This window comes from Streptomyces sp. NBC_01716 (assembly GCF_036248275.1).
GTDB lineage: Bacteria > Actinomycetota > Actinomycetes > Streptomycetales > Streptomycetaceae > Streptomyces.
Genome location: NZ_CP109181.1, coordinates 1,834,098 through 1,859,315, shown reverse-complemented (window position 1 = coordinate 1,859,315; position 25,218 = coordinate 1,834,098). Strand labels below are relative to the sequence as shown.

Below are 25,218 nucleotides of genomic sequence, written 5' to 3'. Positions count from 1 at the left end.
GGCCGACCCGACGAAAGGAGCCGAGCTGATGACGGTGTCGGCCACACGTTTCATGTACCAGGAACTCGCGGCACAGTTGTGGGCCTCCACCCAGGAGCGCAAGCCGGTGGAGCCGCTCTCGGCACGCCACCCGGAACTGACCCTCGCGGACGCTTACGAGGTGCAGCGTGAACTGCGCGCCATGGAAGTCGCCGACGGCGCGGAGCTGGTCGGGTACAAGATCGGTGTCACGAGTGAGGTGATGCAGAAGGCGTTCGCGATCGATCACCCGGACTTCGGTCATCTGACAGACCGGATGCTGCTTCCGGACGGGGCGTGTCTGGACGCGGCGCGGTTCATCGCCCCCAAGGTCGAGGCGGAGATCGCGTTCCGGGTAGGGGAAGATCTGAGGGGCGGTTCGGTGACCGCGGCCGACGTCCTGGACGCGACCATCGCGGTCCATCCGGTGCTTGAGGTGCTGGACAGCCGGATCGCCGACTGGCGGATCAAGCTGGTGGACACGGTTGCCGACAACACGTCCTCCGCGATGGTCGTGGTCGGTCCCGAGGTGCCTTTCGGCCCCGCCGGCAGGGTCGATTTGGCAGCCGAGCACCTGATCTTCCAAACGGGGGAGCGGACGCAGACGGCGTACGGCTCGGCGGTGATGGGACATCCGGCCGAATCCGTGGCCTTCCTGGCGCGGATCCTCGACACCTTCGGCGAGGGGATCGGGGCAGGCGACCTGGTGCTCGCGGGTTCCTGGGCCGAGGCTGTCGACCTGGTGCCCGGCCTCGCGGTCGAGGCGTCCTTCGCGTCCCTGGGCTCGGTGTCGCTCACTGTAGGGGAATCGGCCGGCGGTCGCGCCGGAGAGAAGGCGGCAGGGGCATGAACCAGAGAGGACGGCTGTCCGCCGCGGTGATCGGTGCCGGACTGATCGGCGTTGATCTCGCGACCAAGATCTCACGCTCGGACCGACTCGGCCTGGGGTTGGTCGTGGGCCGTGACGAGAGCACCCCGGGCCTGAGGCGCCTGGCCAGGGAGGGCCTGCCGGTCGCGGCGAACGGCATCCGCTCCCTGATCGAGAACGACACACCGTTCGACGTGGTGTTCGACGCCACCAATGCGCTGGCGCACCCCGAGCACGCGAAGCTGCTGAGCCCGTTCAGCGCTCTGCTGGTCGACCTGACTCCGAGTCAGGTCGGGCGAATGGTGATTCCGACCGTCAACGGGCTGGACGCGCTGTCCCACCGGAACGTGAACATGGTCAGCTGCGGCGGACAGGCCGCGATTCCGGTGCTGCACGCCCTCGCGCGCCACCACTCGATCGAGTACGCGGAGGTGGTGACCACCGCCGCCAGCCCGAGCATCGGCCGCTCCACCCGGCTGAACCTCGACGAGTACATCGAGACCACCCAGGACGCGGTCCGGGAGTTCAGCGGGATCCAGGACGTCAAGGTGATGGTCAACCTGAGCCCGGCTCGGCCTCCCGTGACTTTTCGGGTCGCCATTTCCCTGCTGGGGAAGGAGTTGTCGCCGGAATCGGTCCGCGCCGCGGTGGATTCGACGGCGCGGGAGATGCGCGCCTTCGTAGGCGGCTACACCGTGACCGCCTGCACCGTCAAAGACGGCAAGGCACTCATCGCTGTCGAGGTCGACGCCTCCGGCGACCGGATCCCGCGTTACGCGGGCAACCTCGACATCATCAACTCCGCCGCACTGGATGTCGCCGAACGGTACGCGGCCGTCCAGTTGTCCAGCGCGTACGCGGAGACGTCATGAGCCATGTGCTGATTCACGATCCGACGCTGCGGGACGGCCACCACGCCGTCCGCCATCAACTTGAGGCGGCGCAACTGCGTGCCTACGCGGCCGCGGCGGACGCGGCGGGGATACCCGTGGTCGAGGTGGGACATGGCAACGGTCTGGGCGCCTCGTCACTCCAAGTGGGACGGGCACGGCTCAGTGACGACGAGATGCTGTCGGTGGTCAGGGAGGCCCTGACACACAGTCGGATGGGTGTGTTCATGCTGCCCGGCTGGGGGCGCGCCCAGGACTTGGACAAGGCGATCGCCCACGGTGTCGACGTGGTGCGGATCGGCACCCACTGCACCGAGGCCGATCTCGCCGAACGGCACCTGGGTCACCTCAGCGAGCGGGGTGTCGAGGCCCACGGTGTGCTCCTGATGAGCCACATGGCCGGTCCCGAGAAACTGGCCGAGCAGTGCGCGCGACTGGTGGAGTTCGGGGCGCGTGGGGTGGGGATCCTGGATTCCTCCGGCCACTTCCTTCCCGCCGACGTCACCGCGCGCGTCGCCGCGATCCGGGCGGCGGTCGATGTGCCGGTGATGTTCCACGGGCACAACAACCTCGGTATGGCGGTGGCGAATTCGGTGGCGGCCGTGGAAGCGGGCGCGGAGATCATCGACGCTTGTGCGCGCGGGTTCGGCGCGGGCGCCGGCAATACGCAACTTGAGGTGGTGGTGCCGGTCCTGGAGAGGCTGGGACACACCACCGGCATCGACCTGTACCGGCTGCTGGACGCCACCGACTTCGCCGGGCGCGAGCTGATGAAGGCTCCTCCGAGCATCGACTCCGTGGGTGTCGTCAGCGGTCTGTCGGGGGTGTTCTCCGGGTTCAAGACCCGAGTGCTGGAGATCTCCGGACGGGAGGGCGTCGACCCACGCGACGTCTTCTTCGAGCTGGGCCGCCGTCAGGCGGTGGCCGGGCAGGAGGACCTGATCGTGGACGTGGCGGCTGCTCTGCGGTCCGCCGCACGAGACCAGGAGCGGCATGCCTAGGAATACCGCGCCCGGCCCCAGACTCCGCGCCGTCCTCGATTCGATACCCGGCTACCGGCCCACCGAGGGCGTCTACGCCGCGATACCCGCTCGTCCCCTGTCGGCCAACGAATCCCCGCGCGATCCCCTGCCCGGTCTGGTCGCTGCGATCGCCGCGGCGGGCGCCACGGTCAACCGCTATCCCGACCCCGAGTGTGCCGAACTCACCCGGGAGATCGCCCGTCGGCATGGCGTCGATGCCGATCGGGTACTCGTCGGTGCCGGATCCGTCTCCCTGCTGCAAGCTCTCATTCAGGCCGTCGCGGAGCCCGGTGCCGAAGTCGTCCATCCCTGGCGCTCCTTCGAGCTCTATCCCGTCCTCGCCGAAGTCGCCGGAGTCCGGTCGGTACCGGTTCCGCTGATCAGAGGCCACAACGACCTGCCCGCCCTGGCCGATCGAATCACCGAGGCCACCCGGCTCGTCCTGGTCTGCAACCCCAACAACCCCACCGGCACTGTCCTCGGCCTGCCGGAACTCAAGGAGTTCCTGGCCCGAGTACCGGCGACCTGCCTGGTGGTCATCGACGAGGCGTACTTCGAATACGTCCGTGACGAGGCCGCGTGCAGCGGCATCGCTCTGCTCGACACCCACCCCAACCTTGTGGTGACCCGCACCTTCTCCAAAGCCTACGGACTTGCCGGTCTTCGCATCGGCTACCTCCTTGGCGCCCCGCACAGCGTCGGGCAGCTGCGCAAGGTACTCCTCGCCTACTCCGTGAGCACCGTCGCCCAGCAGGCGGCGCTCGCCGCACTCCGGCTGGAGGACGAACTCCTGCGGCACGTCGACGCGACAGTCGCGGAACGCACCCGGATGCGAGACACCCTGCTGGCCGCGGGATTCGACGTACCTGACAGTCAGGGAAATTTCCTGTGGCTGCCCCTCGGCGACGCGTCGGCCGCGTTCGGTGACCTGTGCACCTCCGCGGGAATCGCCGTGCGGACCTATGCCCACGAGGGCGTACGGGTATCGGTCGGCTCGGCCCAGGACAACGACGCGTTCCTCACCATGGCCACGCGTGAGAGGAGCACAGCATGCACGCCGCAGTGATCGGACTGGGCACCCATCTCCCTCCACGCCTGGTCACCAACGAGGAGCTCGCCGCCCGGCTCGACACCAGCGACGAGTGGATCACTTCCCGCACCGGTATCCGTACCCGGCACTGGGCCGAGCCCGGCACAGCCACGGGCGATCTCGCCACCGAGGCCGGCCTGCGCGCGCTGAAGTCCGCCGGTACAGCCCCCGGCGACATTGATGTCGTGGTGCTGGCGACGACCACGCCAGATCACCCGTGCCCCGCCACCGCCCCCGACGTCGCCTCACGCCTCGGACTCGGACCGGTACCCGCCTACGACATCGCGGCCGTGTGTTCCGGCTTCCTCTACGCCCTGGCCATCGGCCAGTCTCAGATCGTCGCCCAACAGGCGCGCACGGTGCTGGTCATCGGTGCCGAGACCTACTCGACCATCCTCAACCCCGACGACCGCACCACCGGCGTCATCTTCGGCGATGGTGCCGGCGCTGTCGTCCTCGCTGCCCGGGAGGACACCGACCGACCCGGTGCCCTGCTGGGTGCCCACCTCGGTTCCGACGGTGCGCACAAGGACCTCATCCGCATCCCCGCCGGTGGCTCCCGGTACCCCATCACCGCAGACATGCCCGAGGCCGACCGTTACTTCACCATGGAAGGACCAGCGGTCTTCCGGCAGGCCGTCGTCCGCATGGGCGAATCCGCCACCACCCTTCTCCACCGGGTCGGCTGGGCGGCCGACGAGGTCGACCACCTTGTCGGACACCAGGCCAACGCCCGCATCCTCACGGCGCTGGCCGGACAGCTGGACATTCCCGTCGAACGCACCGTCGTCAACATCGACCGGGTCGGCAACACGTCTGCGGCATCCATCCCCCTCGCCCTCGCCCACGCCGCCCGGCATGGCCGGCTCGCCCCCGGCGACCGCATCCTCATGACCGCCTTCGGCGGCGGACTGACCTGGGGCTCCGTGGCCCTTACCTGGCCCGACATCACGCCGCTGTGAGCTTCCCGAACACCCACCTCGATCACCGTAAGGAGCACATCGCCATGAGCACGAGCGCCACATCGCTGGAGCACGAGATCCTCGACCACCTCATCGAGCATTTCGAGGTCCCGGCCGACTCCACCACGGAGACCGGCTTCGAGGGTCTCGGATTCGACTCTCTGGCCACCGTCGAACTGAGTCTCACGCTAGAGAAGATGTACGCAGTTGAACTCGACGACATCGCACTCAAGGAGGCCGGCAGCGCCGCGGGAATCGCGGCGCTCCTGCGGTCCAAGGGTGTTACCGGGGTCGTTGCCGCCTGACAACGCGCGGCCGGTGGACCTGTCACCCGCACGGGACCGTGGGTGGGAAGACGGTGATCTACCGGCCGTCAGCGGAGAACACCGAAGTGCTGACCCGGCTCCGAGGAGGCGCCGTCGACCCGGGCGAGATGACGTCGTACGTCGTCGGCGGCGGGGTCCTGCAACTCGTCGAAGATCTCAGCGGCGACCAGCCACTCCGCCACCGCGGCGAGGACCTCCCCCATCTCTTCGAGGGTCTCCCCAAGGCGGACGCGAGTCTCCGCCTCGTGATAGCGGTCCGCGGAATCACGGAAAAGAGCCACCGACTGCCGATAACTGTGAACCGCCTCATCCCAGCGGCCCAGGCCATGAAAGGCGTAACCCAGGGTGTCGAGCGTGGCGGCCTGGCCGTTGACATCGTTGATCTGCCTTTGGATCTTCAGAGCCTTCTCACAACTGTCCACGGCCTGCGCGTAGTTGCCGATCACGGCCGAGACCCAGCCGATCGCGTTGAGTGTCCGTGCCTCACCAGGGGCGTGACCCGCGAGCCGATGGAGCCGCAGCGCTTTCCTCGCGTGGACGAGAGCCGCCTGCCGGTCTCCGGTGACGAAGGATACTTCGGTTCTGTTGTGCAAGGCCTGTGCTGTTCCTCGCATATCACGAGCCTGCTCATATCTGAGTTGGGCATGTTTGAGATGGTCCTCGGCCTCCGCGAACATGCCCAGGCGGGTCATCGCCCGGCCCAGCAGCCGGTGGGCCGTCGCCTGCCCGGTCATGGACTCGCTCTGCTCAGCGGCGGAGAGCGCCAGACGCTGGACGGTGAATTGGAGCTGCCACAGACCCTTGGGGGCAAGAAAGGCGGTGAGTGCCCAGGCCAACTGCCAGGCGTGCATTCCGTAACCGCCCTCCGTCCCCTGGCGGACCAGCCGGGTGAGTACATCCAACTCTGTTCCGAACCAGGCCAGCGCCTCGGCCTGGTCACTCGGTGGCGCGTAGGAGCCGGGGCTCACCGGCGGATGAGGGGTGAAAGTCAGCCACTGAGGTTGCAGGCACACGGCGGCCGAGTGGGAGCGGTGAAGGTAGAAGTCGTACATCCGGTCGCGAGCGGCTCGTTGGCTGTCGTGTGCTTCGGAGGACCGCAGCAGTTCGACCGCGTAGCCCCACAGCAAGTCATGGGCGGTGTACCGGCCCGGACGGATCTCGTCCAGCAGGTGAAGCCTTGTCAGCTCGCGCATATTCTGCCTGACCACATGAATGGGACTGCCGACGAGAGCAGAGACGGCCTCCTCACCGATCTCCGGACCCGGGTGCAGCCCAAGCAGCCGGAAAACACGGGCGGCATCGAGCGACAGGCTTCGGTAGGACCACCAGAAGGAGCCCCGCACGTCACCGACGGCCAAGGCGTCGAGGCGGTTCTGGCTCCGTCGAAGGTTCGCGGCAACGCTCTCCAGCGAGACATCGGGGTCACTGGCCAGACGCGCGGCCACCACGGACAGTGCCAGGGGAAGTCCGCCGGTCGTCGTGGCGATGGCGTCCAGCGATTCCCGATCACCGGAGGTTCGCTTCTCGCCGAGTCGGAGTCGCAGCATTTCCCGGGACTCGTCCCGGGACAGGGCCGCTAAAGGAAGGGCATGGGCGCCTTCCGAAACGATCAAACCGTGCAACTGGTCGCGACTGGTCACCACCACGGTGATGCGTCCGGCGCCGGGTAGAAGGGGCCGAACCTGCTCGGCGTCACCGGCGTTGTCAAGGAGCAGCAGAATCCGTCGGGTCGCCAGCAGACTCCGGAACAGAGCGGTGCGCCCCTCCAGCGTGGCGGGGATCCTGGTCTGTGCCACACCGAGTGCGTCCAGAAAATCTCTGAGAACATCGAAGGGCGCCAGCTTGGAGTCCTTGTCGTAGCCGCGCAGATTCACATAGAGCTGGCCGTCGGGGAAGGAATTGGACGTCTGGTGCGCCCACCGCACAGCCAAGGTCGTCTTGCCGACGCCGGCCATTCCGCACACCACGGTGATCGCTGTCAGTTCGGCGCCTTGTGGCGAAGGGGCGAGCCTCGCGTCGAGCTGCGCGATCTCCTCCCTGCGCCCGACGAAAGCATGTGTGAGCGGCGGGAGCTGACGGGGTATCACAAGCGTATGAGGATGCTTCTGCCGACGCTCGGTGGGTCGGCTCTTCTCCCGTCTCGCGGCGAGCGGGCGTCGGTTCAGGATGTTGTCGTGCAACTGCGTCAGCTGGGGACCGGGTTCGAGTCCGGTCTCCGTCGCGAATATCTTGCGGGCCTGGCGGAAAGCAGCCAGAGCCTCGGTCGTGTTGCCCATCTCGTAGAGTCCTGTGAGCAACTGGCACCAGGCTCGTTCTCTGAGGGGAGCTCGGTCGAGCAGCTGACGCATTCGCTGAACCGCGTCCATCCAGTTTTCGGTGCCGAGGAGTAGTTCGCCGTAGTCCTCCTCGGCGGCGAGATATCTTTCCTCGATACGAGCGACCCACTCGGCCAACGGTGAATGGTGAGGCAAGCCGGACAGAGGGCTTCCGCGCCGCAAGCTGAGTGCACGAGTCCATTCGGCCTTGGCGACGACCGAGTCACCGGCGGCGGCCGCTGCTTTGGCCCGAGTGGTGGCCCTGTCGAATACTTCCAGATCGAGTTGGCCCGGCAGCAGACGCAAGATGTAGCCGCCGCGAGCGGGAGGCAGACCGTCCCAGGAGTCGCTGCGCAGCACCGTCCGCAACCCACGGGCGTAGGACCGCAGGTTTGACGCGGCTGACGCCGGAGGCTCGTGCCTCCACAGCACGTCGATCAGTTGTTCCGAGGTGACCAGTTCGTCTGCCTTGGCGAGCAGGGTGGCAAGCAGAAGACGTTGTTTGACCGATCCGAGGCCGACCGGGCGGTCGTACTGGTACGCCCTAAGGGGTCCAAGTACCTCAAACCGAACAGACATGTTTGACACCCTCGCTATCAGGAACTACCGCCCGTCCGGGCGCGAATTATCGAGACCCTTGAAGATGTCGGACAAGCGGCTGTGCCACTCGGCGGCAGCTCACGTTCCACATAAGCCGCCGTTCGCGGCGGCTCCGACCCGACGAAGAACCGCGTCCTATTCCTGATTTCAGCCCATCCGACGGGCATGGTAGCCGGGCCCGTTCGCCGGGTGTGCCGGTCGTTCACCCCACAAAGGGCGCTTCCGCACAGGTCGGAGGGTGTGTGACGCCCCTTTCTCTGGCCTCGTGCATGGACCTTAGGGGCATGGTCGGCTTCGGACTTTGTCATCCGCGCAGGGAACTGTGTCAGTGGTGCACCGCCTCAAGCCGACGCCGCATCAGGCGAGTGCCCGTCGGAGGTGTTGCACAGCGAGAGGGAATCGAGCCAGACTGATGTTGGGAACCGGCCATGTCGAGGGGGTCTTGTGGGCGAGCGGGCCGAGGCGGTGCCGGGCCGGGACCATGACGGGGGCGGGCGGGGGTTCGTCTCATGAGTCCGGTTCTGGACACCGCGTTCATAGCGCCGCGGGACCGGGAGGAAGTGGTCCGGAACGCGGTGTGGGAGTCCATGGTGGCGGTCGATATCGACCACGGTCCGCCGGCTGAGGACATATCCGTACGTATCGGGCTCGGTTCCGCCGGGCCGATCAGGATCTGCTGGGCGCGGGCGACGGCGGTCACCCTCCGCCGGACGGAGCGCCTGGCACGGGAGGACGAGGAGCCGGCCGTCACCCTGGGTGTTCAGATGGCGGGCAGCAGCGTGGTGGTGCAGAACGGTCGCGAGGCGCTGCTGGGGCCGGGGGACTGCGCGGTCTACGAGTTGATCGCTCCCTACTCGCTTCTCTACGACGAGGGAGTCGACCACCGCTTCATCCGTTTCCCCCGCGCGGCACTCGCGCTCCCCGACGGGTTGCTGCGAGACATCACCGCGGTCCCCCTGGGATCCGACAACCCCGTAGCGCGCCTCGCCTTCAGCTACTTCTCCCAACTGGCCGTCACCGGCGAATTGCTCCAAGGTGCGGACGCCGATGCCGTCGTGGCACCCAGCGTCGAACTCCTTCGCGCCGTGCTGACGACTCAGCACGGCAACTCCACCCTGGCCAAAGGGCCGTTGGAGGCGACGCTCACCCGGCGGGTCACTCACTACATCCGGGAGCACCTGGCCGAGCCCGATCTGTCGGCCGCACGGATAGCCGCCGCCCACGGCATCTCCGTACGCCACCTCTACGCCGTGCTGTCCCGCTCGGGCATCAGCCTCGGAGACTGGATCCGTACCCGCCGCCTGGCCGAATGCAGACGCGAACTCGCCGGCCCCAACGGGCGGCTGCGGACCATCGCGGCCACAGGACGCAAGTGGGGCTTCGCGAACGCCTCACACTTCAGCAAGATCTTCAAGCAGACCTACGGAATCTCACCCCGAGCCTGGTGCGACCAGAACCACCCCCACGCCTCCACCTGACGGTCCCCGTTTCAGTGAGCTCCTTGGAGTGGGCGCCGCCACGGGTGCGGCCGGCGGCCGGACGGCGGACGCGCAGACGGTCATTCGATCGGCCGGCCGGAGCCGCGAGAGCGGGTCAGCGCCCGGTACCCGAGGAACACGCCGCCCAGCCCCAGAGGGACGGCCACGATGGCGCCGACGAGCCCGTTGCCGGTACCGGGGCCGCCACTGGAGGTGGCCACGTGCAGCACCGCGAGGACCACGCCGACCATCCCCACCACGATGGCCGACCTGCCGACGGTGCGAGTGTTGCCGATGCCGATCCGGCCGCCGGCGCGGACCGGGGCCAGCCAGCCGATCACCAGGCCGAGCAGCCCCACCGCGAGGGCCAGGTTGGCCCCGGTCCGCCCGTCGCCGATGATCCCGCCCTCCGCGGCCACCATCAGCGCAGCTGAAGCACTCATACAGCTCTCCTCCTTCTCCGTCTGCCTTGAGCATGCGCCCCGGACTCGCCGCCGGTCGTCCAGCAGACGTGGGAACCTCCCGGTGCCGTCGCCGCGGCATCCGGATACCGCGGACGCGGCAGGCGGAACGTGGGTACCCGCACACGCGGTAGCCCACCGCTCCTTCATGAGACGGACTCGCCCACCACCGCGACCGGTTACGGTGCGCCTATGAACAAAGGGCGGTTCGCTGTCCCTGCCGGGGTCACCGACTGGTCGATCGCCGTGGGCGTGACAGCGCTGCTGCTGGGCACCGGGCTGTCCGGGCCACACCCGGCCGGGGGCCGCGAGTTGCTCGGTTCCGCCCTGCTGGCGGTCGGCGGGCTGGCGCTGGCCGCGCGCCGCCGGGCACCGCTCGTGGTCCTGGCTGTCACCGGACTGTCCGCGGTGGCTTACCAGACGGCCGGGTTCGAGGTGCTCGCCGTTTCCTATCTGGTGGCTGTCTACAGCGCCGTACGCGCCGGGCACCGCACCATCGCACTGGCCGCATCCGTGGGACTGCCGCCTGTGCTCCTCCTCACCGCCCTGGTCTCCCAGGACGGACCCGTACGCGACGCCGTGACGCACGCTCGGAACACCCTGGAGATCGCCTGGCTGATCGCGGCCTTCGCCGCCGGGGAGGCGGTGCGGCAGGCCGAACGGCGGGCGGACGAAGCCGAGCGCACCCGCGAGGAGACCGCCAGGCGCCGGGCCGACGAGGAACGGCTGCGCATCGCACGGGAGTTGCACGACTCGCTCACGCACCAGATCTCGGTCATCAAGGTGCAGTCCGAGGTCGCCGTCCACGTGGCCCGGCGGCGGGGCGAGCAGGTGCCTGAGGCCCTGCTCGCGATCCAGGAAGCCGGCCGGGAGGCGAGCCGGGAGCTGCGCGTGACCCTGGAGGCCCTGCGCGACGACACCACCACCCCACCGCACGGACTCGACCAGATCCCCAACCTGGTGAAACAGTTCCGGATGACCGGCCTGGAGACGACGCTGACGATAGAAGGACACCCGCACACCGTGCCGGTCGCAGTGGGCCGCACCGCTTACCGGATCGTTCAGGAGTCGCTCACCAACGTCACCCGGCACGCCGCGGCGACCACCGCCTCGGTGCTGATCGGCTACCGGCCGGACGCCCTCGCCATCCGCGTCGACGACAACGGAACAGCCACCCCGCGCCCCGCGCCGACGCGCGGCCTCGGGCTTCTCGGCATGCGCGAACGCGTCACGGCCCTGGGCGGCCACCTGCACACCAAGCCGTGCGGCACGGGCGGCTTCACCGTCCAGGCCGAACTCCCCACGAACGGAGCCTCGTGATCCGGGTCCTGCTGGTCGACGACCAGCCGCTCATCCGCAGCGGCTTCCGCGCGCTGCTCGACCTCGAAGACGACATCGAGGTGGTGGCCGAAGCGGCCGACGGCGCAAAGGGATTGGCGCTCGTCCGGAAGCACCTGCCCGACGTCGTGCTGATCGACATCCAGATGCCCGTCGTGGACGGCATCGAAGCAACCCGGGCCATCGCCGCGGATCCGGCCCTGGCCGGCGTACACGTCGTCATGCTGACCAACTACGGCATGGACGAGTACGTTCTCGACGCGCTGCGCGCCGGCGCCGCCGGCTTCCTCGTCAAGGACATCGTCCCGGAGGACTTCCTGCACGCCGTACGCGTCGCCGCCCGCGGAGACGCCCTGCTCGCGCCCACGATCACCCGTAAGCTCATCGACCGGTACGTCACCCAGCCGCCGGCCACCCGCGTCGGCGGTGGGCTGGGCGAGCTGACCGGCCGTGAACGCGAGGCGGTCACCTTGGTCGCCCACGGCCTGTCCAACGACGAGATCGCCGGCCGCATGGTCATCAGCCCGTCGACCGCCAAGACCCACATCAACCGTGCCATGGCCAAGCTCCACGCCCGCGACCGCGCCCAACTCGTGGTCCTCGCCTACGAATCCGGCCTGGTGACCCCGCGCAACCCCTGACCGCCCGGGTCGACCATCGGCCTCAATATCGCGCCGGCCACGGGCACCACGGCGAAGGCCGGCCGCTTTCGGCCGCTTCCTGATCAATCGCGTACGACCCCTGAAGGCAGCTCACGGATTTTCATGTCCTGCGCCTCGTCGGTCCCAAAACCGTGGTCCAGCAGTTTCGCCGCGTCGCTGTACCTGTCCGTGCTGTTCAGCACCGTACCGGTGAGGACCTTTCCGTCCCGCTCGGCCGCGAATACCAGACATTCGCCCGCCTTGGACGTCGTACCGGTCTTGATACCGATGACGCCCTTGTAGGAGTCGAGCAACAAATTCGTGTTGTGCCAGGTGTAATAGCGGGTGTTGCCGTTGGCGGCCGGGGCCTCTGTCTCGTACTCCTTGGTCTTGGTGACCCGGCGGAACGTATCGCTTCGCATGGCGTGACGGGCCAGCTTGGTCATGTCCGCCGCTGAACTGGAGTCGTCGCCCGTACCGTCGAAGGTGTCGAACTTCGTCTTGCCGAGCTTGAGTTCGTGGGCCTCGGCGTTCATGTCCACGACGAACGACTGCACGCGCTGCGCCCTGGTCGCTCCCTGACCGAAGGTGTCGGCGAGGGCGTAGGCGGCATCGGCGCCGGAGGGCAGGAGAGCCGCGTAGAGGAGTTGCCGCACGGACAGCTTGTCGCCTGTCTGGAGGTCGGCGGTGCTGGCGTGGTGTTCGGTGACGTAGTCGCGGTATGCCTGCTGGACGGTCACCAGGCGGTTCAGGTCGAGGCCGGTCTTGTCGAGGACCACCGCGGCCACCATGATCTTCACCGTGCTGGCCGTGAAGCTGTCGGTGCTCTCGTTCTTGCCGTACAGCACATTGCCCTTGTCATCCACCAACACCGCACTCGTGGCGGCGACTTCCGGCGGAGGGGACTGAGACGTGCCGGCCCAGGCGACGAACGGGACCACCCCAGTGAGTACGGCTCCGCCAATGACGGCCTTGCGCAGGGAAAGAGTCATGGCAGCCATAAAGTATTCCGTATCTGTAGGAGGTTCGTGGAAATACCGGTACCGAGGGCGTCAAGTGTCAGGATCGACCGGAGAGCACGAGATATGAACGCCGCAAACAGGTAAGCCGGACAGGTACTGCGAAGGCTCCCCGGACTCCGGGACCGGCAGGCCGCCAACGCCGGCGCCGGGCTGGATCCGGGACGGCGCCGGCGGCCTTGCGCTTGCGCGATTGAGCACTCAGCGAGTGACAACGGTGCCGCAGCATCAACGGTTCAATCCGTTTGACGAACGGGTTGGGCCTGAGGCCGTGGTCAGTGGTTTTCGTGGATCGTCGCGCCGGCGTCGAGGAGTTGGCGGAGGAACCAGTCGGTGTCGGACAGCAGCTCGGGAAGGTGGATCCCCGGCTGTACAGGGGTACGTCCGTCCAGGCCAAGGACAGCGGGCAGGGCGAGTACGACGCTCAGGCCCGTGAGCGATGCCTGTCCTCCGGCGAATTCGAGGGTGGAGCGTGATTCCTGGGGCCTGCCGTCCGCCTCGCCCTTGAGCTCGACAGTGACTTCCGCGGCGATGGGGCCTCCGCGGCGGCGGCTCGACGACGCGCCGATCGCGAGGTCGAAGCGAATGCTGTCGGCCCTGGTGGCAGCGTGCAGGCTGACGATGTCCAGGGGAGCGTAGGCGTCGGCGTCGAGCACGCGGCCGTCGATGGCCTGGACCTTGCCCTTCCCGGCGTCGCCGACCAGCCACACGCGCCTGCCGTGTTCGAGAGCCAGGGCCGCGGCCGAACCTTCGCTGCGTTCCATGTCCTCGGTCGCCGCGGGGCCGGTCGCGTCCTGCTCGTCGAGCACTGCCCCGATTCTGACGCTGTGCAGTGTGTCGAACTCTTCGGCGCCCCGCAGGGCGAGGAACATCGCGCTGCCGCCGTACCAGTGGCTGGCGAGCACGACGGGGACGGTAGGCCGGTGGGCGAACAGTGCCATCTCCGCCCCGGCCTCGGCCAGCCAAGTGCTGCCGCTCACATAGGGGATGCCCTGGTCCTGGGCGTAGCGCAGCCCATGGAGTGCGTGGTCGGGGGCAAGCGCGATCACCGCTGAGACATCGCCGCTGTCGTCGAGGCCGATCCCCGCGCGGTCGAGATCGATGGCGACCGCTCCCGTGGCGCCGGTCTCCCGGGCCGCTTCACGCGCTCGCTGTATGTTCCGGCCGCCGACGATCACGGGGACGTCGGGGTGGCGCTCGCGGAACCAGGTGAGGGCGGCGCGCCCCACCACGCCTGATCCGCCGGCGAAGAGTACGGGACCTGGCCTCACAGCGCGCATCCTTCCTCGGTGGTCGCGCGAACAGGGCGCGAGTGCGTCCGAACCTCCGGGTGGCGTCTGATATGCGTGGGCATCGAGTGTCCTCTCGCTTCGCGATCGAAAGCTACTTGCAGTAGACTACCACCAGTAAGTTACTAAAGGTAGATACTGAGAGGAGTCATGATGCCCGACCCCTCCGCCGCGACCCCGCGCCGGCGCCTGTCGAAGCAGAAGCGTCACGCCCAGCTCTTGGAAGTGGCACGCGAACTCATCCGGGACATGGGTACGGACGAGTTCACTCTCGGACGACTCGCTGAGCGGGCGGGGGTGACCAAGCCGCTGGTCTACGACCACTTCGGTGACAGGTCCGGGGTCCTCGCCGAGCTGTACCGCGAGTTCGAGGCTCATCAGCGCGAGATGCTCGGCGTCGCGCTCGACGATGCCGGACCCGAACTGCCGGCGGTGGCGGGCGTCGTCGCGGGGGCGTACATCGACTGCTGTCTCGCGGAGGGGCGGGAACTGGCCGATGTGGTCGCCGCGCTCGCGGGCTCGCCCACCCTGAGCCGGCTGCGTCAGGAAGCCGAGGACGCCTACCTCGCCATGTGCCGTGAGGCGCTGGAACCCCTCGCCGGACCGATCGACGCGGCGGGTCTGCACGTGATCATCGGCGCCGGTGACGCTCTGGCCCGGGGCGCGCTCTCCGGGAGGATCAGCTCCGCGCGAGCGCACGGCGCACTGACCCGCGTCATCACGGCCATCGCCACCGAGGACCGACGCGACACGACACAGGCGGCTTCCTGACATCCCCGCGGTAGATCCCTGTTCGACCGGGTCCGCACGAGCGGGGAGGGGGCGGGACCGCTCGCCCTCTTGACGGCCGCTCCCCGCCTGGCGATGCTCAGAGAGCGCTTTCTGTCGTGGGCATGATCAGGAGGCCTGGCGGCGGACCGGCGGTGCGCTGCCACCGGCCACGCCTCGTGTTGTCCGATGCCCCTCGAGAGTAGGAGTCCGCCGATGTCCGACCTGCCTGCACTTTCCCGACGTCGCTTCCTCGGAGCGACAAGCGCGATCGGACTCACCGGTGTATTCGGGGCAGGGACGACGGGCACCGCCCTGGCGGCGGACGGCAACAGCGTCGTCCCCGTCAACTGGCCCGGCCTGGGGTCGTATCCAGGGGCCGATGCCGCCGGAAAAAGGGTGACGGCGATCCTCGCGGGGAGTTCGCGATATCTGATCGGACCCTGGTACGCCGCCACGTACACCCACTACCTTCCCGACGGTTACATCGACCTCAAGGGAACCGACGAGCGGGCCGTCCGCTTGCCCGCCATGGCCGCGGTCGCCGCCACCACGGCCTTGGTCACCGATACGTACGACCCCCGGACGCTTTCGGCCGCGAACGCCGCCATCCGGACCCGGAATCTCATCCGTACGCTCGCCGCCCGGCACCGGGCCAACAACACGGACACCGCGACCCGTTGGGGCAACGGCTGGCAGACCGCCCTGTGGGCGTACTACACCGCGCTGGCCGGCTGGCTGTTCTGGGACCGGCTGGCCGCCGATGAGCGCGATCACCTGGCCGCCATGCTGGTCTGGGAGGCCGACCGGCTGACCACCGGCAACGATGTCCACCTCATCGGCACCGGTGGCGAGCAGCTCTACATGACCCGCCGCGACGGCACTGTCGTCACTCCCGGCGACAGCAAGGCGGAGGAGGACAACTGGAGCGCCGCCGCGCTCTCGCTGGCCGCGGTGATGATGCCGAACCACCCCAACGCCGCCCGCTGGACGCGCCGCAACGTCGAACTCCTGCTGGCCGCGGCGGCCAGACCGGCCGACCTGACCAGCGACAGGACGATCAACGGCATCCGGCTGTCGACCTGGCTGCGGGGCACGAACATCGCCGACGACGGAACACTTCACAACCACGCACGCCTGCATCCCCTGTACATGGTGGCGTTCGACCAGAGCCTCTACCAGGGCTTCGTCTTCGGCCTCGCGAACCGGGCAGCTCCGAAGGCCGCCCTGCACAACATCACTCACACATACGCCGCACTGGTGGACAAGCCCTTCCCGCTGCCCGGCGGAGGCACCAGCCCGATCTACCGTGAGAACTCGGCGGAGATCTACTACCCCGAGGGCAACGACTGGGGCACGCACTTCCCCTTCTACTTCGGCAACTTCGACCTACTGGTCACCCTCACCGGCCAGGACACCGGCATCGACCCGGCCGCGGCGAAGTGGGAACGGCTGCACAACAACGCACAGCTCTCCCTCATGTCACGCTTCACGGACGGCCGCACATACGGCGCCACCTCGGAGAACACGTACTACGGGCGCGAACACCGCATCGGCGCCATGGCGGGGCAGGCATATCTCACCCTCTTCCTGTCCCGCAATTCAACCGGCAACCGACTGCGCTGGGCGTGAGACCCAGGGCCCACCTCGGACTCACCCAGGTTCTCAACCCTTGGATACGGCGGCGAGCAGTATCTGTGCCGCGGTCACGATGTGCGCCAGTTCCTCGTATCCGGCCCCATCTCGGGCCTGAACCGACATGCCCTGGATCAGTGCCCCGATGGTGCGGGAGAGCCCAGCGACATCGGCCGTCTCGGGAAGTTCGCCCCGCGCGACCGCGTCGGCGACGCGTTGGCGCAGGCCGGTAAGAGCGTGATCGCGTTCTGCCCGGCAGATCGCCGCGGCGGCCTGGGCGTCTTGTCCGGTCGCGAGCAGGCCGGTTGACACGAGGCATCCGCGGCCGGGTTCGGTGGTGAACTCGCGGGCCGCGCGGTCGAGGTACTCGACGACCGCCTCGGCGAGCGGGATGCCCGAGCGGATGCCGAAGCCGTACTCGTCCTGGTACAGCCGCACCGCCCGCTCGAACAGGCGCTCCTTGGACTCGAACGCCCGGTAGAGCTGCGGTGCGGTCAGCCCGGTTGCCTCCTGTAGCGCGGTCATGCTCGCGCCCTCGTAGCCGCGCTCCCAGAAGACCATCAGGGCGCGACGCAGTGCCTCGTCGGGGTCGAACGCCCGTGGGCGTCCTGCCTTGCGCGTCATTTCCATAGTGACTGCTACGGTATCCCGTGAACCTATTTCGTAACGATCACTACGGGGGAATCGTGACCCGATCCACAGCTCTGATCACCGGCGCGTCCCGAGGCATCGGCGCCGCCACGGCAGCAGCCCTCGCCCGCGACGGCTTCTCGCTCGTCGGCATCCACTACGGCCACGACCAGGCCGCCGCGGAGACGACCGCCGAGCGCGTTCAGGCGCTCGGAGCGACTCCGGTGCTGATCCAGGCCGACCTCGCCGAAGGCGGAGCCGCGTCCGTCGCGATCGCGCGGGAGTGGACTCGGGCGGTGAGCGAGCACGACTTCACCGGCACCGATGTGCTCGTGAGCAACGCGGGGATCAACGGTGAGCAGACCCTCACCGAACTCGACCCCGATACGTATGCCCGAGTGCAGGCGATCAACCTCACCGCGCCGCTGTTCCTGCTCCACCACCTCGCGAACTCCTTGAACGAGAACGGCCGCGTGATCGCCGTCTCCACCGGCTACACCCGCGTCGCGGCACCGACCCACCTCGCCTACACCGCCTCCAAGACCGGACTGGAAGGAGTCCTGCACGCGGTCTCCCCGGAGCTCGCGGGGCGCGGGATAACCGTCAACTCGGTTGCGCCCGGCATCATCGACACCGACCTCAACGCCGACTGGATCGACGCACCAGGCGCCCGGGACGGTGCGGCCAAGGTGTCCGCGTTCGGCAGGATCGGCACCCCCGAGGACGTCGCCGACATCATCAGTTATCTCGCGAGCGACGGCGCCCGATGGATCACCGGGCAGACGATCGACGCCACCGGTGGATCGAGCCTCTGAGCCGGGCCGGGGGTGAGCATGACCAGAACCGAGAAACGGACTACCAGGTCCTGATGGGTCCTGGCTGCAACGGTGAGGCGGCGGAGGCCCGGGTCACCGAGGCCATGATCGACCGGGGGACGGACGGACTGGTGCTGATCGCGCCCGTCTCTCCAAGGCCTCATCTGGAACAGTTGGCGCACACGGTGCCGACCGTGGTCGTCGGGCGGCACGGGCAGTCGGCCGTATACGACACGGTGTCGGACGACGACACCGCCGGCGCCGCGCTCGGTCCCATCTCACTCACCAGTGTCGACCAGGCAGGCCGGCACATCGGCACCGAGGCCGCCCGGCTCCTCCTCGGCCGTCTCGCCGACCGAGGTAAGCCATCGGCCCAGGTCAAGCTATCTCCATCCCTCGTCGTCCGCCGAACCACCGCACCACCGTCGACCTGGTGAAGGCCCAGCCAAGGGTGAAGACCCTGTCGCCTTCCCCTCCGAGCTTTGGCCCTGCTGTCGTCAGTCCGACCGCTCAACCGCGCTTTGAAACAGCATCGCTTCCAAGCTGCCACATTTCATGGTTCCCACATTCTGCCGTGATCTCGGCCGTCGCCTGAGCCGCGGTGAAGAAGTCATCGACCACTGGCGAGGTGCGCGATGCCGCCGCCGCGAGGCACACCTGGTCGGGCGCCAGATCCGGGATGGGCACATAGACGACTTCCGGATGTGAGTAGAACACGGACGCCGAACGGGCCAGGAACGAGATGCCCCGGCCGGCCGCGACATGTTCGAGCGTCTCGTCCACCCCGCGCACCAGGTACCCGGCGTTAGGGTGCGGGCGCCTGGTGGGCTGCGTGCTCGGGTCGGCATGCCAGACCAGCGGTTCGCCGGCCAGGTCGGCCTCGGTGACCTCCTCCTTGCCGGCCAACCGGTGGCCGGCGGGCAGCACTGCCACCCGCGGCTCGGTGTACAGCGGGGCGACGCGCAGGCCGGCCTCATCGATGGGCAGCCGCACATAGCCGACGTCGATGCGGCCGTCGAGCAGCATCGGGGCCTGCTCGTCCCATTCGACCCGCTGCACGTCCACGACCACGTCCGGGTGCCGGGCCTCGAATGCCCGCGCCGCCGGGATAACCGGGATCCCGGCCCGGAAACCGACCATCAGCCGCCGGCTGCCACGGGCTGCCACAGACACCCGGCGGCGGACCGCGTGCGCGGAGGCGAGCAGCGGACCGGCGTCGGCCAGCAGCTGTCGGCCCGCGTCGGTCAGCGCTACGCCGTGGCGATCCCGGGTGAACAGCGAGGCGCCGAGATCCTGCTCGAGCGCGCGGATCTGCCGGCTGAGTACCGGCTGCGCGATATGCAGCTCATCGGCGGCGCGGCCGAAGTGCAACTGGTCGGCCACGGCGGCGAAGTAACGCAATTTGCGCAGATCCAGATCCATGGCGTCTCCCAGTCCGGTAATGCCTTCAGGGTATCACCACGGCTAAAAGAAGTCTTGGACACCCACTCAGGCCGATGGCAACCTGAATACGTGCCTATTGGGGTCGAAGAGAATTCGGCACAAGAATTCGACATCGGAACTTGATAGCCGGGCCCAGGCCCAGAATGAGCACACTTTTTCGGATACCCATCAGTTCAATGGAGTGATCGTGGGAAAGCTCGATGGCAAGGTAGCGGTGATCACCGGCGGGTCCACCGGCATGGCACTGGCCGGCGCCAAACTGTTCGTCGAGGAAGGGGCGCACGTCTTCATCCAGGCCCGGCGCCGGGAAGCACTGGACGACGCCGTCAAGCTGATCGGCCGCAACGTCACCGCCGTCCAGGGGGACGCGGCCGAACTGGACGACCTGGACCGCTTGTACGACACCGTCAAGCGGGAAAAGGGCTCGATCGACGTGCTGTGGGCCAGCGCCGGGATGGGCGAACCCGCCGTCCTCGGCGAGATCACGGAGGAACAGTTCCACCGCGCCTTCTGGCTCAACGCGCGCGGCACCCTGTTCACCGTGCAGAAGGCACTGCCGCTGATCAACGACAACGGCTCGATCTTCATGACCGGATCCAACGCCTCTCTCGGCGCCTTCCCCGGCTGGAGCCTCTACGCGGGAAGCAAAGCCGTCCAGCAGGCCTGGGCCCGCGTCTGGCTCAACGAACTGGGCGACCGCAAGATCCGGGTCAACGTCCTGACCCCCGGCCAGGTCGCCACCGCCAAACAGGAGGAACTGTTCGACGAGGCAAGCAAGTCCGCATTCGAGTCCCTCATCCCCCGCGGAAAGATGGGCCGCCCCGAAGAAATCGCCACCGTCGCCCTGTTCCTCGCCTCCGACGACTCCAGCTACGTCAACGGCCTGGAACTGGTCACCGACGGCGGCACCACCGCCATCTGAACCACACACCAGGAATGCCGCGGGCACACCCCACAACAACCCGGTCGCCACAACGAACTGATCTCGAACGCGGGCATCCGCAACACGCCGAAGTGTCGCGCCGGCGCCGAATTCGCGTGCTGACGAGCCGGAGGTGCCGGGAAAAGCGCGGCAGTTGGCCCGGAAACGTCGCGGCCGACGCCCTGCGCCTGACCCGGCACGAACGAGACAGAGCGACACCTCGAGAACAGGAAGAGAGCACACCTCATGAGCGGCATTACCCTCATCGGTACGGGGAACATGGCCCGTACCATCGGCACGCTCGCGGTGGCGGGCGGCAACACCGTCGAGGTCATGGGACGCGATCAGTCCAAGGCCGATGACCTGGCCAAGGCTCTGGGCGGCGGCGCGACGACGGGCAAGTGGGGCGCCGTCCCGGCCGGGGACATCGTCATCACGGCCCTGTTGTACGACGGTGTCGTTCCGGTCGTCGCCGAGTACGGAGACGCCCTCGCGGGCAAGGTCATCGTCGACATCAGCAACCCCTTCAACGCCACGTTCGACGGACTGGCCCACAGCGAGGAGACCTCGATCGCGCGGGAAGTTGCCAAGGTGGCCCCGGCCAGTGCCAGCGTGGTGAAGGCATTCAACACCATTTTCCGTAATGTCCTGGAGAAGGGCCGGCCCAACGTCTTCATCGCCGGCGACAATGCGCAGGCCAAGGCGGGCGTGGCGGCATTCATCGAGAGCCTCGGGCTGCGCCCGCTGGACGTCGGCGGCCTGAAAATGGCGCACTGGCTGGAAGGAATGGGCGTGGTCACGGTGAGCCTCGCCGGCAACGGGGTTGGCCACTGGGACTTCGCCCTCGGCGTCAACGAATTTACCGGCTGAGCTCCCGCGGCCGAGCAGTCGGTGAACAGGGCGCCGTGCACCGGCAGAGCCTGTGGAGCGTGGCTCGTAGCCCACCGTGGGCCCAAGTCCCAGAGAAGTCCCAGAGATGCCGCCGCACCCCTCCCTGACCCGCTGAGCAGCAGGTCAGGGAGGGGTGCGGCGGCGTCCTCGTATCAGATGTCGCGGAAGATCTCGATCTGCGCCCCCACCGAGTTCAGCCGCTCCGCCAGGTCCTCGTAACCCCGGTTGATCACATAGACGTTGCGCAGCACCGACGTGCCCTCCGCCGCCATCATCGCCAGCAGTACGACCACCGCGGGCCGCAGTGCCGGCGGGCACATCATCTCCGCCGCGCGCCAGCGGGTCGGGCCCTCCACCAGGACCCGGTGGGGGTCGAGGAGTTGGAGCCGGCCGCCGAGGCGGTTGAGGTCCGTCAGATAGATCGCGCGGTTGTCGTAGACCCAGTCGTGGATGAGGGTCTTGCCCTGGGCGACGGCGGCGATGGCCGCGAAGAACGGGACGTTGTCGATGTTCAGGCCCGGGAACGGCATCGGGTGGATCTTGTCGATCGGCGCCTCCAGCTTCGAGGGGCGTACGGTCAGATCCACCAGCCGGGTACGGCCGTTGTCCGCCGGGTACTCCGGCGTACGGTCGTGGTCCAGGCCCATCTCCTCCAGCACCGCGAGCTCGATCTCCAGGAACTCGATCGGCACCCGGCGGATCGTCAGCTCGGACTCGGTGACCACCGCCGCGGCGATCAGGCTCATCGCCTCGACCGGGTCCTCGGAGGGGGAGTAGTCCACATCGGTGTCGATGCTCGGCACGCCGTGCACGGTGAGCGTGGTGGTGCCGACGCCCTCGACCCGTACCCCGAGCGCGTCCAGGAAGAAGCAGAGGTCCTGCACCATGTAGTTCGATGACGCGTTACGGATGACGGTGACGCCGTCGTGCCGCGCGGCGGCCAGCAGCGCGTTCTCGGTGACCGTGTCGCCGCGCTCGGTCAGCACGATGGGCCGGTCCGGCGACGTCGCGCGGTCGACCACCGCGTGGTACAGCCCCTCCGTCGCGGTGATGTCCAGGCCGAAGCGGCGCAGCGCGATCATGTGCGGCTCGATGGTGCGCGTACCGAGGTCGCAGCCGCCCGCGTACGGCAGCAGGAAGTTGTCCATGCGGTGCAGCAGCGGACCGAGGAACATGATGATCGAGCGGGTACGGCGCGCGGCCTCCGCGTCCATGGCGGCCATGTCCAGCTCCGCCGGCGGCACGATCTCCAGATCCATGCCGTCGTTGATCCAGCGGGTGCGTACACCGATGGAGTTGAGCACTTCGAGGAGCCGGTAGACCTCCTCGATACGCGCCACCCGCCGCAGGACCGTACGCCCCTTGTTGAGCAGCGAACCGCAGAGCAGCGCCACGCAGGCGTTCTTGCTCGTCTTGACGTCGATGGAGCCGGAGAGCCGGCGCCCGCCGACGACCCGCAGGTGCATCGGCCCGGCGTATCCGAGGGAAACGATCTCGCTGTCGAGCGCCTCACCGATGCGCGCGATCATCTCAAGGCTGATGTTCTGGTTGCCGCGCTCGATGCGGTTCACGGCGCTCTGACTGGTGGCCAGCGCATCCGCAAGCTGGGTCTGTGTCCAGCCTCTGTGCTGACGGGCGTCACGGATGAGCTTGCCGATACGTACGAGGTAGTCGTCTGCCATGGCGACAGGCTATCTCATATGTGAGATGAGGGCGTTGTTGAGGTACGCCATTCGTGCGAGCCGACGGGGACCGTGCGCGCGAGGCGCGCGCACGCACGTCGTGAACACGTCTCGTGGACCATCATGGCCCGGGTCGCGCGTTTCGGCGAGTGAGGTACGGCCGTGCGGGACCGATGTCGAATTCGGCGTCCGCCGATCGACGTCTTCATGACAGGCCCATATGAAGAAGCGCAACTCCGGAAAAGTTGAAGGAGCACCTCCATGACGGTCACCGTCACCGCCGACATGACCATGTCGCTCGACGGCTACATCGCCGGCACCGAACACAGCGTCGCCAACCCCGGAGGCCACGGCGCCGACCGGATCGGCGGCTGGATCCACGCCCAGTCCAGCTGGCGTGAGCGCGCCGGCATCGGCGGCGGTGAGGACGACCAGGACTCCGAGATCATGCGCGAGTGGTTCGAGGCGACCGGCGCCGTCGTCATGGGGCGGCTCATGTACGACTCCGGGGTGGAGTTCTGGGGCGACAACCCGCCCTTCCGCGCCCCGGTCTTCGTCCTGACCAACCGGCCCGCGCCCACCCTCCTCAAGGAGGGCGGCACGACCTTCACCTTCGTCACCGACGGCATCCACAGCGCGCTCGACCAGGCCAAGGCCGCGGCCGGCGGCCGTAACGTCGACATCGCGGGCGGCGCCGACACGGTCCAGCAGTATCTGAAGGCCCGCCTCGTCGACGAGCTCCAACTGCATGTGATCCCCGTGCTGCTCGGCGCCGGTCTGAGGCTCTTCGACAACCTCGGTCTCGGCTCGCACGACCTCGAACCGGTCCGCGTGGTCGACACCCCCGGCGCCACCCACCTCAAGTACCGGATCCTCAAGTAGCGGGCGGCCAGGCGGTGGAGGGCCGAAAGCGCCGGGTTCGCGCCTCCGGTCCGCTCCGACACGATCTCCTACTTCGGCACAAACCCCTCGCTTTCGCGGCCCCCGGAACGGTAGAACGACAGAATCACCCTCCACAGCGACAACATCGTGGTGAGTCATGGACGTGCTCAGCACCGCCGGAGTAGCGGCGGGAGAACGACTGGCCTTCTGGCGTGAAGTGAGTTCGAAGCTCTGGGTGCCCTACGAACTGGGCTGCGAGCGGGAGTTGGAGAACGACTTCGAGGCCGACGTCGGTGTCACCGAGTTCGGCCCGGTGCAGGCGGCGCTGATGACCAGCACGCGGCATACGGTCCACCGCACGCCCAAGCACATCCGCCAGTCCGACCCCGAGACATTCAAGCTGGTCTGCGTCGAGCGGGGTGGTGGCAGGGTGGCGCAGGACGGCCGGTGCACGGAGTTCGGAGTGGGCGACCTGGTCCTCTTCGACACATCACGCCCCTACCAAGCCGAGTTCCAGGAGCATATTTCGGTGAGCCGGCTGCTGCTTCTGGGCTTCCCGCGCTCGTTCCTGCCACTGCCGCCCCGCGAACTGCGGAGCCTGAGCGCGACCCGTATTCCAGGAGCCCGCGGCATCGGTGCGCTGACCTCACAGTTCATGCTCCAACTCGCCCGGCACCTCGACGAACTCAGCCCCTCCGACGCAGCCCGGCTGACCACCCTGACGCTCGACGTGCTCATCGCGGCGCTGGCCGACGCGCTGGACGCCGGGAACGCGGTGCCGCCCCACAGCAGGCGGCGAGCGCTCATGGCCCGGATCCACGCCTTCATCCGGGACAACCTGGGTGACGCGCGGCTGACCCCGGACACGATCGCCGCCGCGCACCACATCTCCCTGCGGTATCTGCACAAGCTGTTCCAGCAGGACGGCCACACCGTCGCCGGATGGGTCCGCGAGCGCCGTCTGGAGCAGTGCCGGCGCGACCTCGCCGACCCCCGGCTGGCCGCCAGTCCGATCAACGCGATCGCTGCGCGCTGGGGGTTCACCAGCCCCGCGCATTTCAGCCAGGCGTTCCGGGCCGCGTACGGCGTCCCGCCGCGCCAGTACCGCGCGCAGTGCGCGACCGTCCCGACTGTGCGCGCTCACTAAAGAGGTGTACGCGCACCCGTAACGACAGCACCCCGCCGTCGCGTGCACCCTCGTCGAGGAAGGAACGAGGCCCGATCGAGGGGGGG

At 68.1% G+C, this 25,218-nt stretch carries 24 protein-coding genes; 17 read left to right on the top strand and 7 right to left on the bottom strand.

Annotated features, from left to right (window positions below; translation table 11 throughout):
- Positions 1-28: 28 nt before the first annotated feature.
- The 6 genes from OIE74_RS08030 to OIE74_RS08005 are packed head-to-tail and all read left to right on the top strand — an operon-like array spanning position 29 to position 5,155.
- Complete coding sequence (locus OIE74_RS08030; RefSeq protein ID WP_329380022.1) at positions 29-868, top strand: 2-keto-4-pentenoate hydratase; 840 nt, start codon at positions 29-31, stop codon at positions 866-868.
- Positions 865-1,758 carry an acetylating acetaldehyde dehydrogenase gene (locus OIE74_RS08025; RefSeq protein ID WP_329380020.1) on the top strand — a complete coding sequence of 298 codons (894 nt, stop codon included), beginning with the start codon at positions 865-867 and terminating at the stop codon, positions 1,756-1,758. Before OIE74_RS08030 ends, OIE74_RS08025 begins: the two co-directional genes overlap by 4 nt.
- Positions 1,755-2,777, top strand: a complete 1,023-nt coding sequence (gene dmpG / locus OIE74_RS08020) for a 4-hydroxy-2-oxovalerate aldolase (RefSeq protein ID WP_329380017.1) — start codon at positions 1,755-1,757, stop codon at positions 2,775-2,777. Before OIE74_RS08025 ends, dmpG begins: the two co-directional genes overlap by 4 nt.
- Positions 2,770-3,864: a histidinol-phosphate transaminase gene (hisC, locus tag OIE74_RS08015; RefSeq protein WP_329380014.1), complete on the top strand. Its 1,095-nt coding sequence runs from the start codon at positions 2,770-2,772 to the stop codon at positions 3,862-3,864. The genes dmpG and hisC overlap by 8 nt, the downstream gene beginning before the upstream one ends.
- On the top strand, positions 3,849-4,850 hold the full coding sequence (locus OIE74_RS08010; RefSeq protein ID WP_329380011.1) for a beta-ketoacyl-ACP synthase III: 1,002 nt from the start codon (positions 3,849-3,851) through the stop codon (positions 4,848-4,850). The genes hisC and OIE74_RS08010 overlap by 16 nt, the downstream gene beginning before the upstream one ends.
- A 44-nt stretch (positions 4,851-4,894) precedes the next feature.
- On the top strand, positions 4,895-5,155 hold the full coding sequence (locus OIE74_RS08005; RefSeq protein WP_329380009.1) for an acyl carrier protein: 261 nt from the start codon (positions 4,895-4,897) through the stop codon (positions 5,153-5,155).
- A 68-nt stretch (positions 5,156-5,223) separates the two neighbouring features.
- Here OIE74_RS08005 and OIE74_RS08000 read toward each other — a convergent pair whose 3' ends face one another.
- Positions 5,224-8,070, bottom strand: coding sequence for an AfsR/SARP family transcriptional regulator (locus OIE74_RS08000; protein WP_329380007.1), 2,847 nt, complete (start codon positions 8,068-8,070; stop codon positions 5,224-5,226).
- 530 nt (positions 8,071-8,600) lie between these two features.
- On the opposite strand from OIE74_RS08000, the gene OIE74_RS07995 reads away from it, so the two are divergent.
- On the top strand, positions 8,601-9,569 hold the full coding sequence (locus tag OIE74_RS07995; RefSeq protein ID WP_329380004.1) for a helix-turn-helix domain-containing protein: 969 nt from the start codon (positions 8,601-8,603) through the stop codon (positions 9,567-9,569).
- Positions 9,570-9,649: 80 nt separating this feature from the next.
- On the opposite strand, the gene OIE74_RS07990 is transcribed toward OIE74_RS07995, so the two are convergent.
- The gene (locus OIE74_RS07990) at positions 9,650-10,012 is read right to left on the bottom strand and encodes a DUF6223 family protein (RefSeq protein WP_329380001.1); all 363 of its coding nucleotides are present in this window, start codon (positions 10,010-10,012) and stop codon (positions 9,650-9,652) included.
- Positions 10,013-10,222: 210 nt separating this feature from the next.
- Between OIE74_RS07990 and OIE74_RS07985 the strand changes: the two genes are divergently transcribed.
- Both OIE74_RS07985 and OIE74_RS07980 read left to right on the top strand, forming a co-directional pair.
- Positions 10,223-11,350, top strand: coding sequence for a sensor histidine kinase (locus OIE74_RS07985; protein ID WP_329379998.1), 1,128 nt, complete (start codon positions 10,223-10,225; stop codon positions 11,348-11,350).
- Positions 11,347-12,009: a response regulator transcription factor gene (locus OIE74_RS07980; protein WP_329379996.1), complete on the top strand. Its 663-nt coding sequence runs from the start codon at positions 11,347-11,349 to the stop codon at positions 12,007-12,009. Before OIE74_RS07985 ends, OIE74_RS07980 begins: the two co-directional genes overlap by 4 nt.
- A gap of 83 nt (positions 12,010-12,092) precedes the next feature.
- On the opposite strand, the gene OIE74_RS07975 is transcribed toward OIE74_RS07980, so the two are convergent.
- A complete protein-coding gene (locus tag OIE74_RS07975; protein ID WP_329379993.1) occupies positions 12,093-13,010 on the bottom strand; it encodes a D-alanyl-D-alanine carboxypeptidase family protein in 918 nt (305 codons plus the stop codon).
- Between the two features lie 293 nt (positions 13,011-13,303).
- Complete coding sequence (locus tag OIE74_RS07970) at positions 13,304-14,299, bottom strand: saccharopine dehydrogenase (RefSeq protein WP_329379990.1); 996 nt, start codon at positions 14,297-14,299, stop codon at positions 13,304-13,306.
- Between the two features lie 171 nt (positions 14,300-14,470).
- Here OIE74_RS07970 and OIE74_RS07965 point away from each other — a divergent pair, with 171 nt between their 5' ends.
- Together OIE74_RS07965 and OIE74_RS07960 are read left to right on the top strand one after the other, a co-directional pair.
- Complete coding sequence (locus OIE74_RS07965; RefSeq protein WP_329379987.1) at positions 14,471-15,088, top strand: TetR/AcrR family transcriptional regulator; 618 nt, start codon at positions 14,471-14,473, stop codon at positions 15,086-15,088.
- 213 nt (positions 15,089-15,301) lie between these two features.
- Positions 15,302-16,717, top strand: a complete 1,416-nt coding sequence (locus OIE74_RS07960) for a hypothetical protein (RefSeq protein ID WP_329379984.1) — start codon at positions 15,302-15,304, stop codon at positions 16,715-16,717.
- Between the two features lie 33 nt (positions 16,718-16,750).
- Here the strand turns inward: OIE74_RS07960 and OIE74_RS07955 are convergent, their stop codons facing one another.
- Positions 16,751-17,344 carry a TetR/AcrR family transcriptional regulator gene (locus OIE74_RS07955; protein ID WP_329379981.1) on the bottom strand — a complete coding sequence of 198 codons (594 nt, stop codon included), beginning with the start codon at positions 17,342-17,344 and terminating at the stop codon, positions 16,751-16,753.
- Between the two features lie 62 nt (positions 17,345-17,406).
- On the opposite strand from OIE74_RS07955, the gene OIE74_RS07950 reads away from it, so the two are divergent.
- The gene (locus OIE74_RS07950) at positions 17,407-18,165 is read left to right on the top strand and encodes an SDR family oxidoreductase (RefSeq protein WP_329379978.1); all 759 of its coding nucleotides are present in this window, start codon (positions 17,407-17,409) and stop codon (positions 18,163-18,165) included.
- 53 nt (positions 18,166-18,218) lie between these two features.
- Positions 18,219-18,602, top strand: coding sequence for a substrate-binding domain-containing protein (locus tag OIE74_RS07945; protein WP_329379975.1), 384 nt, complete (start codon positions 18,219-18,221; stop codon positions 18,600-18,602).
- A 73-nt stretch (positions 18,603-18,675) separates the two neighbouring features.
- Here OIE74_RS07945 and OIE74_RS07940 read toward each other — a convergent pair whose 3' ends face one another.
- Entirely contained in the window at positions 18,676-19,587 is a 912-nt protein-coding gene (locus OIE74_RS07940) for a LysR family transcriptional regulator (RefSeq protein WP_329379973.1), read from the bottom strand.
- Positions 19,588-19,795: 208 nt separating this feature from the next.
- On the opposite strand from OIE74_RS07940, the gene OIE74_RS07935 reads away from it, so the two are divergent.
- Together OIE74_RS07935 and OIE74_RS07930 are read left to right on the top strand one after the other, a co-directional pair.
- Positions 19,796-20,530, top strand: a complete 735-nt coding sequence (locus OIE74_RS07935; protein ID WP_329379970.1) for an SDR family NAD(P)-dependent oxidoreductase — start codon at positions 19,796-19,798, stop codon at positions 20,528-20,530.
- Between the two features lie 246 nt (positions 20,531-20,776).
- The gene (locus tag OIE74_RS07930) at positions 20,777-21,400 is read left to right on the top strand and encodes an NADPH-dependent F420 reductase (RefSeq protein ID WP_329379968.1); all 624 of its coding nucleotides are present in this window, start codon (positions 20,777-20,779) and stop codon (positions 21,398-21,400) included.
- A 173-nt stretch (positions 21,401-21,573) separates the two neighbouring features.
- Here the strand turns inward: OIE74_RS07930 and OIE74_RS07925 are convergent, their stop codons facing one another.
- Entirely contained in the window at positions 21,574-23,103 is a 1,530-nt protein-coding gene (locus OIE74_RS07925; protein ID WP_329379965.1) for a helix-turn-helix domain-containing protein, read from the bottom strand.
- Between the two features lie 261 nt (positions 23,104-23,364).
- On the opposite strand from OIE74_RS07925, the gene OIE74_RS07920 reads away from it, so the two are divergent.
- Together OIE74_RS07920 and OIE74_RS07915 are read left to right on the top strand one after the other, a co-directional pair.
- On the top strand, positions 23,365-23,985 hold the full coding sequence (locus OIE74_RS07920; protein ID WP_329379962.1) for a dihydrofolate reductase family protein: 621 nt from the start codon (positions 23,365-23,367) through the stop codon (positions 23,983-23,985).
- 157 nt (positions 23,986-24,142) lie between these two features.
- Positions 24,143-25,132: a helix-turn-helix domain-containing protein gene (locus OIE74_RS07915; protein WP_329379959.1), complete on the top strand. Its 990-nt coding sequence runs from the start codon at positions 24,143-24,145 to the stop codon at positions 25,130-25,132.
- Positions 25,133-25,218 lie beyond the last annotated feature (86 nt).

Bases quoted from the DNA above. Each gene is read 5' to 3' on its own strand.
- OIE74_RS08030 (WP_329380022.1), top strand. From the start codon at position 29: ATGACGGTGTCGGCCACACGTTTCATGTACCAGGAACTCGCGGCACAG.
- OIE74_RS08025 (WP_329380020.1), top strand. From the start codon at position 865: ATGAACCAGAGAGGACGGCTGTCCGCCGCGGTGATCGGTGCCGGACTG.
- dmpG (WP_329380017.1), top strand. From the start codon at position 1,755: ATGAGCCATGTGCTGATTCACGATCCGACGCTGCGGGACGGCCACCAC.
- hisC (WP_329380014.1), top strand. From the start codon at position 2,770: ATGCCTAGGAATACCGCGCCCGGCCCCAGACTCCGCGCCGTCCTCGAT.
- OIE74_RS08010 (WP_329380011.1), top strand. From the start codon at position 3,849: ATGCACGCCGCAGTGATCGGACTGGGCACCCATCTCCCTCCACGCCTG.
- OIE74_RS08005 (WP_329380009.1), top strand. From the start codon at position 4,895: ATGAGCACGAGCGCCACATCGCTGGAGCACGAGATCCTCGACCACCTC.
- OIE74_RS08000 (WP_329380007.1), bottom strand. From the start codon at position 8,070: ATGTCTGTTCGGTTTGAGGTACTTGGACCCCTTAGGGCGTACCAGTAC.
- OIE74_RS07995 (WP_329380004.1), top strand. From the start codon at position 8,601: ATGAGTCCGGTTCTGGACACCGCGTTCATAGCGCCGCGGGACCGGGAG.
- OIE74_RS07990 (WP_329380001.1), bottom strand. From the start codon at position 10,012: ATGAGTGCTTCAGCTGCGCTGATGGTGGCCGCGGAGGGCGGGATCATC.
- OIE74_RS07985 (WP_329379998.1), top strand. From the start codon at position 10,223: ATGAACAAAGGGCGGTTCGCTGTCCCTGCCGGGGTCACCGACTGGTCG.
- OIE74_RS07975 (WP_329379993.1), bottom strand. From the start codon at position 13,010: ATGGCTGCCATGACTCTTTCCCTGCGCAAGGCCGTCATTGGCGGAGCC.
- OIE74_RS07965 (WP_329379987.1), top strand. From the start codon at position 14,471: ATGCCCGACCCCTCCGCCGCGACCCCGCGCCGGCGCCTGTCGAAGCAG.
- OIE74_RS07960 (WP_329379984.1), top strand. From the start codon at position 15,302: ATGTCCGACCTGCCTGCACTTTCCCGACGTCGCTTCCTCGGAGCGACA.
- OIE74_RS07955 (WP_329379981.1), bottom strand. From the start codon at position 17,344: ATGACGCGCAAGGCAGGACGCCCACGGGCGTTCGACCCCGACGAGGCA.
- OIE74_RS07945 (WP_329379975.1), top strand. From the start codon at position 18,219: ATGGGTCCTGGCTGCAACGGTGAGGCGGCGGAGGCCCGGGTCACCGAG.
- OIE74_RS07940 (WP_329379973.1), bottom strand. From the start codon at position 19,587: ATGGATCTGGATCTGCGCAAATTGCGTTACTTCGCCGCCGTGGCCGAC.
- OIE74_RS07930 (WP_329379968.1), top strand. From the start codon at position 20,777: ATGAGCGGCATTACCCTCATCGGTACGGGGAACATGGCCCGTACCATC.
- OIE74_RS07925 (WP_329379965.1), bottom strand. From the start codon at position 23,103: ATGGCAGACGACTACCTCGTACGTATCGGCAAGCTCATCCGTGACGCC.
- OIE74_RS07920 (WP_329379962.1), top strand. From the start codon at position 23,365: ATGACGGTCACCGTCACCGCCGACATGACCATGTCGCTCGACGGCTAC.
- OIE74_RS07915 (WP_329379959.1), top strand. From the start codon at position 24,143: ATGGACGTGCTCAGCACCGCCGGAGTAGCGGCGGGAGAACGACTGGCC.